The sequence below is a fragment of the Mammaliicoccus sp. P-M58 genome, assembly GCF_022386165.1.
In the GTDB taxonomy this organism is placed as follows: Bacteria; Bacillota; Bacilli; order Staphylococcales; family Staphylococcaceae; genus Mammaliicoccus; species Mammaliicoccus sciuri.
This window is the reverse complement of the sequence record NZ_JAJNJI010000001.1, coordinates 68,383-80,473: the sequence shown is the minus strand read 5'-3', so window position 1 is coordinate 80,473 and position 12,091 is coordinate 68,383. Positions and strand designations below refer to the sequence as shown.

The window sequence follows — 12,091 nt, the reverse complement described above, 5'->3', positions numbered from 1 at the left end:
GTTAAATTATGGACGTAAAGATGCCGAAACTTGGAGAAAGTGTTCATGAAGGTACAATCGAACAATGGCTCGTTAAACCAGGTGACACAATTGAAGAGTACGATGCACTGTGCGAAGTGATAACAGATAAAGTAACAGCTGAAGTACCTTCAACATTTAATGGAACAATTAAAGAAATTGTTGTAGAAGCTGGTGAAACAGTAGAAGTTGGTACAGTTATTTGTAGAATGGAGGTAGAAGGTGAAGCATCAGAGGATAGTAATGATGGCACTGATGAACAAACTGAAACAGAAGTATCTCAAGAAGAGCAACCTGTAAAAGCTGAAACACCTATTTCTAATGAACCACAAGAAGGTCCGATGAATAACGGTCAATATTCACCTGTTGTCTTTAAATTAGCAAGTGAAAATAATATTGATTTAAATAAAGTTAAAGGAACTGGTAATTTAGGAAGAGTGACTAAAAAAGATATTTTAAATGCAATTGAAAATGGTGTTCCAACTGAAGATACATCATCTAAACAAGTAGATGCACCAGCTCAAGAAGTGGCTGAAAACACAGTTCAACCAGAAACGTCTTCTTTACCTGGTGATTCAATTCCAGTCAATGGTGTTAGAAGAGCAATTGCGAATAAAATGTTGCAAAGTGTTCATGAAATTCCACATGCTTGGATGATGGTCGAAGTTGATGCTACAGATCTTGTTAAAACAAGACAACATCATAAATCATCTTTCAAACAAAATGAAGGATATAACTTAACATTCTTTGCATTTTTCGTAAAAGCTGTTGCAGAAGGATTGAAAAAATATCCGATGTTAAATAGTACTTGGGCAGGCGATGAAATTAAAATTCATAAAGATATTAATATTTCAATCGCAGTTGCAAGTGAAGATAAATTATATGTACCTGTTATTAAAAATGCTGATGATAAATCAATCAAAGGTATCGCTCGTGAAATTAATGATCTTGCAACTAGAGGAAGGAAGCATAAATTAACTTCTCAAGATATGCAAGGTGGTACATTCACAGTCAATAACACGGGTTCATTTGGCTCAGTATCATCAATGGGTATTATCAATCATCCACAAGCTGCTATTTTACAAGTAGAATCCATTGTGAAACGACCTGTAGTTGTTAATGATATGATCGGTATTCGTGATATGGTTAATTTATCGTTATCAATTGATCATAGAATATTAGATGGTTTAATGGCCGGTGAATTCTTAAAATATGTAAAAGAAAGATTACAAAGTATGACAATCGAGAACACATCTATATATTAATAAAAGCTTCTCATTGTTTTACCCTTAAATCTCCTGTAAAATAGACTTATCTATTATTACAGGAGGCTTTTTTATGGAAATGGATTTCAATTTATATATGAACGACGTAGTAAATTCTGCGAGAAATGAAATAGAAGCGGCTGGATACAAACAATTAACAACTAAAGAAGAAGTTGAAGAAACTTTCAACAAACCAGGTACAACGTTTGTTATGGTTAATTCAGTTTGTGGCTGTGCAGGTGGTATCGCAAGACCAGCAGCACAACATGCGTTACACTATGATAAATTACCAGATCAATTAGTAACTGTATTTGCTGGTCAAGATAAAGAAGCAACTGAAACAGCACGTGATTATTTCGAAGGTTATCCACCATCAAGTCCATCATTTGCTTTTCTAAAAGATGGCAAAATTGTCAAAATGATTGAAAGACATGAAATCGAAGGTCACGATCCAATGAGTGTTATTACAAACATTCAAGCACTATTCGAAGAGTATTGCGAAGAAGTGTAAAGGAACGGTTCATTTCTTATGCAAATAAAACCGTACAGAATAGGATATAGAACATTAAAAACTGCCCTAGGGATGACATTAGCTGTCATCCTTTCTAGGTTAATCGGCTTAGATAATTATGCATCCAGTGCTATTCTTGTTGTATTATGTATAAAAGATACAAGAGTTAAATCATTTGAAGCTGCAATATATAGATTTGTAGCATGTTTTATTGCAATTTTGATAGGTTCAGTATTTTTCACTTATTTAGGAAGTACACCTATTATACTTGGTATTATGGTTCTTTTATTTATACCCGTAACAGTCATGATTGGTGTACAAGAAGGTATTGTAACAAGCTGTGTTATTATACTTCATCTGTATATGGCTAAAACGATTGATATGAATGTCGTTATAAATGAAATTTTATTACTTATAATCGGTATCGGTATTGCCTTAATCATGAATATGTTTATGCCAAGTTTAGATTATAAACTTAACAATTATAAGCGCAAAATAGAAGACGACTTTATATTAATAACCTTTATTTATAGTCAATGTTTACAAGATCCAAATAAGAAAATTAATGTACCATCATTCGATATAGTTTCAGAAAATATTAGAAAAGCTAAATCATTAGCATTTAGAGAAGTTAAAAATCATTTTGTAAGAAATGAAAATTCTTACTATCATTATTTTGATATGAGAGAAGAACAATTAACTTTATTAAAAAGAATGAAAAATTTAATTGAATCAATGCAACACAGTCAGCACGCACATCATTTATGTAGTCAATTGTTATTAGAAGTTTCACAAAATGTACAAGGCAATGATTACTCACTTATGAGATTGCATAATCTATATGACATTAAAATCAAATTACAGTCCATCGAGCTACCAAAAACACAACAAGAATTAGAAAGTATAGCAGCACTATTTCAACTATTAAACGAAGTAGAAGAGTACTTACTAATCAAATCACAATTCGGTAGCCTTAAGAAGTAAAAACGCAATGCTATTCAGCATTGCGTTTTTTGTATATATAGAGGGGAGATGTGAGTTAATGTTTGAAACCTAAACTATGAACTAATCAAACTCTTGGCTTAATGGGAGACTTAAGCCATGACATACCTCATTTTCTAGAATTGTTTACCCCAAAACAAAAAGCGCTACTCATCATGAGCTAGCGCTTTTAAATTATATTATTAATTTAATAGGAATGGTAAGATACCTGATAATACAAGTGCAGCTACGATTGCTACTAACATTACGATGATTATGATTTTACGTATATTCTTATTTTGCATGATAACCCTCTCTTTAAACATTAGTTTTGTATATATTTATCAACTATTATACACTAGATTATGAGATATTTAAATAAATGAAAAGAGGGACAATCATGATTAATGAAGAAAGATTATTGAATACTTTTATAGAACTTGTAAAGGTAGATTCTGAATCTAAAAATGAAAGAAAGATTGCTGACTTATTAAATCAAAAGTTTACGGATTTAGGTTTAGATGTTAAAGAGGATGACTCTCAAAGTGAGACTGGTTATGGTGCTGGTAATTTAATTTGTAAATTAAAAGGTGAAGATACTAGCAAGACACCGATTTATTTTACAAGCCATATGGATACTGTTACGCCTGGTAATAATATTGAACCTGAATTACGTGAAGATGGTTACATTTATTCTAAAGGTGAAACAATCTTAGGTTCTGATGATAAAGCTGGTTTAGCTGCCATATTAGAAGCTATTCAAGTTATTAAAGATAACAATATTCAACATGGTGATATCGAGTTTGTCATTACAGTAGGTGAAGAATCTGGTTTAGTTGGTGCTAAAGCTTTAAATCCAGATGATATTCAAGCGAAATATGGTTTTGCTATTGATGCGCCTGGTAAAGTAGGTACAACTGTTGTAGCGGCTCCAACACAAGCTAAAATAGAGGCAATTATTAAAGGTAAAACAGCACACGCTGGATTAGAACCTGAAAAAGGTGTTTCTGCTATTAATATCGCTGCTAAAGCTGTTAGTCATATGAACTTAGGACGTATCGATGAAGAAACGACTGCTAATATCGGTAGATTCGAAGGTGGAACAGCAACAAATATCGTAAGTGATCATGTATATATTTTAGCAGAAGCTAGATCTTTAGATGACGAAAAAATGAACCAACAAGTTACACATATGAAAGAAGCATTCGAGAAAACTGCTGAAGAATTCGGATGTTCTGCTGAAGTTAATGTACAAATCATGTACCCAAGCTTTAACTTAACTGAAGAAGACGATGTTGTTCAATTAGCTGTTAAATCTTCTGAAAAAATTGGACGTAAAGCAGACCTTGTTAAACTAGGTGGTGGATCTGACGGAAATGTTATTAGTGGATTTGGTATACCTACTGTTATTTTAGGTGTTGGTTATGAATATATTCATACAACAAATGAACGTATGCCAGTTGAAGAATTACAAAAAATTACAGAACAAATCGTTGCAATTGCTGAACTTGCATAAAAATTCAGTATGTAAACGTATTCATTTGAAATTAAAGACTTTATAGACGAAAAACGTATTCAAACTATGTTAAAATGTACTAGAAAATGAAAAAAAGTGAGGTTAATTTCATGACACAACAAATAGGTGTAGTTGGTTTAGCTGTAATGGGTAAAAACTTAGCTTGGAATATTGAATCACGTGGTTACTCAGTTTCAGTGTATAACCGTTCAAAAGAGAAAGTCGACCAAATGGTTGAAGAATCACAAGGTAAAAATATACATCCAAACTATTCAATCGAAGAGTTTGTAGATTCATTAGAAAAACCAAGAAAAATTTTACTTATGGTAAAAGCTGGTGAAGCAACAGATAAAACAATCGATAGCTTATTACCATTATTAGATAAAGGCGACATCCTTATCGATGGCGGAAACACTAACTATTTAGATACGATTCGTAGAAATCAATACTTAGATGAAAGTGGAATAAACTTCATTGGAACAGGTGTTTCAGGCGGAGAAGAAGGTGCATTAACTGGTCCTTCAATTATGCCTGGTGGTCAGAAAGAAGCTTATGAATTGGTTGCACCAATTTTAGAAAGCATTTCTGCAAAAGCAAACGATGGTTCTCCATGTGTAACATACGTTGGTCCAGACGGTGCTGGTCACTATGTAAAAATGGTGCATAACGGTATTGAATACGCAGATATGCAATTAATCGCTGAAAGTTATGACTTAATGAAACGTGTATTACACATGGATCATAAAGAAATTGCTGAAACGTTCAAATCATGGAACGCTGGCGAATTAGAAAGTTATTTAATTGAAATCACAGGCGAAATCTTTAATAAATTAGACGAAGATGGTACACCATTAGTTGAAAAAATTATGGATAAAGCTGGCCAAAAAGGTACAGGTAAATGGACTTCAATTAATGCTTTAGAATTAGGTATTCCATTAACAATTATTACTGAGTCTGTATTTGCTAGATTTATTTCTTCATTCAAAGATGAAAGAGTTAAAGCAAGCACAGCGTTTAGTCCAGAAGTAACTGAGTTTGATGGTGATAAAGAAGTATTCTTAGAACAAATCAGACAAGCACTTTATATGAGTAAAATCTGTAGTTATGCACAAGGATTTGCTCAAATGAAAACTGCTAGTGAAACAAATAACTGGAACTTAAAATTAGGTGAGTTAGCTATGATTTGGAGAGAGGGTTGTATCATCCGTGCACAATTTTTACAAAAAATCAAAGACGCTTACGATAATGATTCATCATTAACAAACTTATTATTAGATCCTTACTTCAACGATATCGTGGCAAAATATCAAGGTTCATTAAGAGAAGTATCAGCAACTGCAATCAAAGCAGGCATTGCAACACCAGGTTTCTCTTCAGCAATTAATTACTTTGATAGTTACCGTTCAGAAGATTTACCTGCCAACTTAATTCAAGCACAACGTGATTACTTTGGTGCGCATACTTACGAACGTAAAGACAAAGAAGGTATTTTCCATACTGAATGGACTAAATAATTTGATATAACGAAACACCCCGTTATCTAAATAAGATAGCGGGGTGTTTTTTAATTAATTCTTTTATGATCAATGGGTATCCAAAGTTGTACTTTAGAAGTTTCTTGATCAAAATTAACATCAAGAGGGTAAACCTCAACATAAAAATCATCATGTAAATAAGGCATTTTAAGTTGCCATTGATTTTCAATATGGTGCCAAGCTTCACTCACTACAAAATCTAATTCACCTTGTAAATTAAACGTCGCGAAATGATGTCCAGGTAAATAATAATTATCTAAATGACCTGGATATCTTTCGCTAGGTACGCCTACAAATACTTCGAGTCCATCTACTAGTGGTCTTCGAACAACAAATAGTTGGTTAGGTTTAACATCATTATATTTAATAAAGTCTTCTATGTAATTATTCTCTAATAACATTTCTAATAAGTCAGGTATTAAAAAATGATTATCTAGTTCATTTGAATGATAATGATGATTTTTTCCTACTAACTTTAAATCATCTTTGTATTGTAATGAATAATTTAACGGTTCTGTTTCTGTAGAAGTTAATTTAATAGAGACTCTTTTTTTAATTTTAAGCATAGACTGATGTGTCTTCGTTTGTAGCGGACTTATACCATGATATGCATTAAAATCATGAGCGAATGCATGTGCATCTCTGTATCCATACTTTAAGGCAATATCTAAAATACGTGTATGACCACTTAAAATATCAAAGGCCGCTTCAGTCATTCTTCTAGCAAGTTGATATTCAATAGGCGTCATACCAATAACCATCGTAAAAGATTGATTCAAGTGAAAAGGGGACTTTTCAACGTGATCACTCAAAGTTTGTAAATCGATATCGCTTAATAGATGATCTTCAATGTACACAATTGCTCTTTGTAAATCTTTAATTACTTCCAATGTTCAGTCACTCCTGTTGGCAGAAAGATTAGTTAATATCGTCCCACCATTTAAATCCATCAATTGACAATAATAATTGACTCTTAATCGGTCCATTAGTGCCAGCTCTATAATTAGGGAACGGTGCTTTATCATTGTCCCACACATTTTGTATCACATCTACATATTTCCATGTCGCTTTTAATTCTTCCCAATGTGTAAAGTTTGTTGAATCACCTTTAAGGCAGTCGAAAATTAAGTTCTCATATGCATCAACTGTGTTCATTTTATCTTGTGCACTCATTGCGTATGATAATTGTACAGGTTCTGTTTCTATACCTTGAACTTGTTTTTTAGCATTTAAGTGTAGTGAAAGTCCTTCATTAGGTTGAATATTTATAACAAGTAAATTAGATTCTAATTCTGAATCACGTTGGTAATATAAATTCATTGGTACTTCTTTGAATTCAACAACTACTTGAATACCTTTTTTCTTCATTCTTTTACCAGTTCGAATAAAGAATGGTACGCCAGCCCATCTGAAATTATCTATCATTAATTTACCTGCGACGAAAGTAGGGGTATTAGAGTTATCTGCTACTTTATCTTCTTCTCTATAGCTTTTAACTTCTTCACCTTCAATTTTGCCTTTATCATATTGCCCTCTAACAAAGTTCTGTTTGACTTCTGACTCATCTAAAGCTCTAATTGAACGCAATACTTTTACTTTTTCATTTCTAACATCTTCACTGTTTAAACTAATAGGTGGTTCCATTGCTAATAATGCAACCATTTGTAACATATGGTTTTGGAACATATCTTTTAATGCGCCACTATTTTCATAGTATCCGCCACGATCTTCTACACCTAATATTTCAGATGATGTTACTTGAATATTAGAAATATATTTATTATTCCATAATGGTTCGAACATCGCATTGGCAAATCTTAATACTTCGATGTTCTGTACCATATCTTTACCTAAATAATGGTCTATTCTGTAAATTTCTTCTTCTTTAAATGAACGTCTAATTTGTTCATTTAATTCTTCAGCAGATGCTAAATCTGTGCCGAAAGGTTTTTCGATAATTAAGCGTTTGAAACCGTCAGTATCTGTTAAACCAGAAGATTTTAAGAAATCTGTAACAGTTCCAAAGAATTGAGGTGCCATTGCTAAATAAAATAATCGATTACCTTCTAATTGATATTGTTCATTTAACTCATTTGAAAAAGCTAATAATTCTTCATAACTAGAAGGGTCACTAACATCGTGCGATTGATAAAACACATGTTCCATAAATTCATCTAACTTGTCTGTATTCTGTACATGTTTCTCTACTGAAGCTTTTATTTCACTTCTGAACTTTTCAGTAGTCCAATCTCTTCGACCAACACCAATAATTGCGATGTGCTCGTCTAATTGATTTTGTTGATATAAATGAAAAATAGATGGGAATAATTTACGGTGACTTAAATCACCTGTAGCCCCAAATATTGTAATTAAGCATGGAATATTTCTAGTTTCGGTTGTCATTTATTTACCTCGATTCTCTAACTTTTTCACAATTTACAATATTAATTATTATAACATGTTAGTGATTGATATTCTTCAATTTGAACTGTTAAATTTTCAATTTATTCAGTAAGTTGTATAATCATCATCATTTTTATGTATTTTTATAAATCATTGTACGATACATGTTATAATAATAACGTAAGGAGGAAGACGATGGAACTCACATTTTTAGGCACAAGTGCCGGATTACCGACTAAAGAAAGAAATACACAATCAATTGCCTTTAATTGCCTACCTCACGTAAATCAACTTTGGTTATTTGATGTTGGTGAAGCAACGCAACATCGAATATTACATACTGGCATTAAACTTGGCAAAATAAGTCACATATTTATTACGCACTTACACGGTGATCATATATTTGGATTACCCGGATTATTAACAAGTCGTTCCTTCCAAGGTGGTAAAGATAAACCTTTAACAATAATAGGTCCTAAAGGTATAGCAAAGTTTATACAAACGGCATTAGAAATTTCTCAATCAAATTTAAATTATCCGATAACTGTAAATGAATTCAACACAGAAACAGAACTAAATATCGATGGCTTTCATATTAAAGCTTTACCTTTAAAACACGGTATATTATCTGTCGGTTATCGAATCACTGCACCTGATATTGAAGGAAAGCTAGATGTTGAAAAACTTAAAGCTATCGGGATAGAACCTGGACCCAAATATCAAGAAGTGAAAGCAAACGAAACTTTTGAATATGAGAATCAAACTTATCAGTCTAAAGATTTCAAAGGTCCTAAGAAAAAGGGGAAAGTGATTACAATCTTTGGTGATACGATGCCATGTCAAAATGAACATATCCTTGCTCAAGATGCAGACGTTATTGTTCATGAAACAACGTATATCGAAGGCGATAAAAATTTAGCAAATTCTTATTATCATAGTCATATTGAAGATGTCTTTCAATTAATGACGGATGTAAATGTAAAAAAAGGTCTATTCACACATTTATCTAATCGATATGAATTAGAAGATATTCAAACTGTTGAATCATCATTACGTTCAGCTGTAAATCATGACTTTAAATTTGTAAAAGATTATGACCAATTTCAAATATAAAAAAACATCTCATCTTATTTGTATTTTAAGATGAGATGTTTTTTTGTGAATTATTCAATTAATCTTCGTCCGCTTCTGCAAGTTCGATACTTCTCTTAACAGCTGCGTTTAAACAATCTAAGAAAATAGCTTCTATATCATGGTTGCTTAACGCATTTAATCCTGCTTGCGTTGTACCACCTTTAGACGTAATATTTTTTCTTAATTGATCCATTTTTAAATCAGAACGTTCAATCATTTTACCAGTACCAATAATCAGTTCTTTAATGGATTCTTCAACTTGAGATTGCTCAATACCTAATTTAGTACCTGCATTTACATATTGTTCAAATACATGGTATAAGAATGCTGGTCCACTACCTGTGATAGCTGTCACTTGATGTAAATGGTCTTCTTTAACTTCTAATGCTGTACCGAAAGCTTCAATAAGTGTCAATACTTCTTGCTTAGAATTAGGATCGAAGTTTGTAGAGAAACTAATGCCCGTTACTGAATGACCTACGTGTGCATTTGTATTCGGCATAATTCTAGCAATTGGATTATCGACTTGTAAATTATCTCTAATATAACTAATCGGTAAACCAGCCATAATTGAAATGAATTTATTATCACTCGTTATAAAAGGTTTAATGCGTTCAGCTAATTTTAAGAAATCATAAGGTTTTGTACTTAAGAATACATAATCTGCATCTTTCAACAATTCTTCATCATCATAACTATAGCTAACACCTAAAGCTTCATGATAACTTTCCAATGCTTCTTGGTTCGACTTATTTGTTAAATAAATATTTTCAGGTTCAATCGACTTACTGTTAACAATTCCAGTGAATATCGCGTTTGCCATATTACCAGATCCATAAAACACAATTTTCATAATAAAATCACTCACTTCCATATGAATTCATTTTAATTATAAAGAAATATAATCTTATGTCAAAATTGCTTGTATCGTATTTAGTTTTTTTGGAGTGTTATGATACATTATACATAACAATGAATAAAGGATGAGTTAAATGATCGGTAAACATTATTTATTAACTGGTGCCACAGGTTCACTAGGGGAGAGCTTGATACAATCATTGAATAATCATGGTGCTTACGTTTCCATAATTGTAAGAAATGAGGATAAGGCCAATCATTTAATGACAAAATATCAAAATATTAAAAAAGTCTTTATATTAGATATGAATGACACGGCGCAAGTCGAACAATTTAGTCTTGCACATAACAACACGTATGACGGGATTATTAATAACGCTGGGTTAGGTTACTTTAAATCTAACGAGGCACATACAAGTGATGAAATTAAAGACATTTATCATACAAATCTCGTGAATTTAATTATTCTATTGAACCGTATATTACCTTATTTAAAAAGAGGGGCATCAATCGTTAATATTTCATCGATTTCTTCTAAAGTGACAACGCCATATGGTAGCCATTATGCAGCGTCGAAAGCAGCTTTGAGTAGTTTCACAAATGCATTAAGACTTGAACGCGAAGACTTACATGTACTTGCTGTAAATCCAGGACCTTTCAAATCACAATTTCATGCTAAAGCAGATCCTTCAGGTCACTTTGAAAAGCTTACATCTCAAATACAACTTAATGTAGAAGATTTAAGCGAACAAATTGTTAAAAGTATGATTAAAAGAAAAATAGAAATAAATGAACCGAAATGGATGGATTTAGGATTGAGGTTTTATCATATAGCACCTCGTACATTTGAAAAATTATTTAAGCAAAGTTTTTTAAGTAAAAAGATATAAATAGAGTCTGGGAAAATATATACTCTCCCAGACTCTTTTCTTTTATTGTAAGTGATTTGTGTATTCAATATTTTTAACGATTGAACGGGCGTGCTTAATTTGAGCTTCTGATAATGTTCCATTATAACTTTGAATACTTTCTGCCAATTGCTCTGGTGAACTTGCACCCGTAATAATAGAGCCAAGTACATCAAATGATTTCAAATAATTGAATGTAACACTAGATAAGTCATCATATTCTTTATTTAGTTGAGAAATGGTATCGGACAAATCGTTATAATTGTATTCTAACAATCCGTCTTTAAATTTACGATCTAACACTTCGTTTGATTTATGTGTTAATAAACCTTTAGAAACAGGACCTCTTGCTAATATTTTGACACCATGATCATTAATTTTTTCTAATAGATTTTCAGGACGATTATCTAAAATACTAAACTGCATCATAATTGTTTCAATATGACTGTTTTTTAAGTAATAATCGATTACATTGGGTCTGATTGACGAAATGCCGTATGCTTTGATGAGACCTTGTTCTTTTAATCTTTCGAATGCTTCTATCGTTTCATCTTTATTATCTTCAATAGTACCGCCATGTAACATATATAAATCTAATTGTTCAAGATCCAATCTTTGTAACGATTCTTTAATGCTTTCCATAATGTGTTCTTTAGAAGGATCCCAAAAGTGTTCTTGTTTATCTTTATCAAAATGATTACCGACTTTTGATCCAATGACGATATCATGTTGATTTTGATATTTTTTCAAAAGTTGACCTACGATTTTTTCATTCTCACCGTAATCATATAAATCAGCAGTATCAAAATATGTTATACCTTGTTTGATTGCTTCATCAACAATTGTTTCTGCATGGTTAATATCTGTTCCTAAACTCATACAACCTAATCCGACTTCTGAAATTTCAATGCCACTTTTCAATGTATTTTTTTGCATATTGAAGCTCCTTTCGCTACACTTTA

Annotated in this window: 12 protein-coding genes; 7 read left to right on the top strand and 5 right to left on the bottom strand. The window is 32.0% G+C overall.

Annotation, left to right across the window (positions count from 1 at the left end; genetic code table 11):
- The first annotated feature begins 8 nt into the window (after positions 1-8).
- The 3 genes from LQ694_RS00375 (at position 9) to LQ694_RS00365 (ending at position 2,778) form a co-directional block, all read left to right on the top strand.
- Positions 9-1,283 carry a dihydrolipoamide acetyltransferase family protein gene (locus tag LQ694_RS00375; RefSeq protein ID WP_096791902.1) on the top strand — a complete coding sequence of 425 codons (1,275 nt, stop codon included), beginning with the start codon at positions 9-11 and terminating at the stop codon, positions 1,281-1,283.
- Positions 1,284-1,356: 73 nt separating this feature from the next.
- A complete protein-coding gene (locus tag LQ694_RS00370; RefSeq protein ID WP_025904925.1) occupies positions 1,357-1,794 on the top strand; it encodes a BrxA/BrxB family bacilliredoxin in 438 nt (145 codons plus the stop codon).
- 18 nt (positions 1,795-1,812) lie between these two features.
- Positions 1,813-2,778, top strand: coding sequence for an aromatic acid exporter family protein (locus tag LQ694_RS00365; RefSeq protein ID WP_135016740.1), 966 nt, complete (start codon positions 1,813-1,815; stop codon positions 2,776-2,778).
- Between the two features lie 200 nt (positions 2,779-2,978).
- Here LQ694_RS00365 and prli42 read toward each other — a convergent pair whose 3' ends face one another.
- Entirely contained in the window at positions 2,979-3,080 is a 102-nt protein-coding gene (gene prli42 / locus LQ694_RS00360; protein WP_151452370.1) for a stressosome-associated protein Prli42, read from the bottom strand.
- A 95-nt stretch (positions 3,081-3,175) separates the two neighbouring features.
- Between prli42 and LQ694_RS00355 the strand changes: the two genes are divergently transcribed.
- Both LQ694_RS00355 and gndA read left to right on the top strand, forming a co-directional pair.
- Positions 3,176-4,291: a M20/M25/M40 family metallo-hydrolase gene (locus LQ694_RS00355; RefSeq protein WP_218696527.1), complete on the top strand. Its 1,116-nt coding sequence runs from the start codon at positions 3,176-3,178 to the stop codon at positions 4,289-4,291.
- A 110-nt stretch (positions 4,292-4,401) separates the two neighbouring features.
- Entirely contained in the window at positions 4,402-5,805 is a 1,404-nt protein-coding gene (gene gndA, locus LQ694_RS00350) for an NADP-dependent phosphogluconate dehydrogenase (protein WP_058611590.1), read from the top strand.
- A gap of 50 nt (positions 5,806-5,855) precedes the next feature.
- On the opposite strand, the gene LQ694_RS00345 is transcribed toward gndA, so the two are convergent.
- Both LQ694_RS00345 and zwf read right to left on the bottom strand, forming a co-directional pair.
- A complete protein-coding gene (locus LQ694_RS00345) occupies positions 5,856-6,716 on the bottom strand; it encodes an effector binding domain-containing protein (protein WP_049318808.1) in 861 nt (286 codons plus the stop codon).
- A 28-nt stretch (positions 6,717-6,744) separates the two neighbouring features.
- The gene (zwf, locus tag LQ694_RS00340) at positions 6,745-8,229 is read right to left on the bottom strand and encodes a glucose-6-phosphate dehydrogenase (protein ID WP_218696529.1); all 1,485 of its coding nucleotides are present in this window, start codon (positions 8,227-8,229) and stop codon (positions 6,745-6,747) included.
- A gap of 195 nt (positions 8,230-8,424) precedes the next feature.
- Between zwf and rnz the strand changes: the two genes are divergently transcribed.
- A complete protein-coding gene (gene rnz, locus LQ694_RS00335) occupies positions 8,425-9,342 on the top strand; it encodes a ribonuclease Z (protein ID WP_065381199.1) in 918 nt (305 codons plus the stop codon).
- A 58-nt stretch (positions 9,343-9,400) separates the two neighbouring features.
- On the opposite strand, the gene proC is transcribed toward rnz, so the two are convergent.
- On the bottom strand, positions 9,401-10,216 hold the full coding sequence (gene proC / locus LQ694_RS00330; RefSeq protein WP_025907039.1) for a pyrroline-5-carboxylate reductase: 816 nt from the start codon (positions 10,214-10,216) through the stop codon (positions 9,401-9,403).
- A 139-nt stretch (positions 10,217-10,355) separates the two neighbouring features.
- Here proC and LQ694_RS00325 point away from each other — a divergent pair, with 139 nt between their 5' ends.
- The gene (locus LQ694_RS00325) at positions 10,356-11,111 is read left to right on the top strand and encodes an SDR family NAD(P)-dependent oxidoreductase (RefSeq protein ID WP_218696530.1); all 756 of its coding nucleotides are present in this window, start codon (positions 10,356-10,358) and stop codon (positions 11,109-11,111) included.
- Between the two features lie 42 nt (positions 11,112-11,153).
- On the opposite strand, the gene LQ694_RS00320 is transcribed toward LQ694_RS00325, so the two are convergent.
- Positions 11,154-12,065 (bottom strand): aldo/keto reductase, encoded by a 912-nt coding sequence (locus LQ694_RS00320; protein WP_196968282.1) that lies wholly within the window; start codon positions 12,063-12,065, stop codon positions 11,154-11,156.
- Positions 12,066-12,091 lie beyond the last annotated feature (26 nt).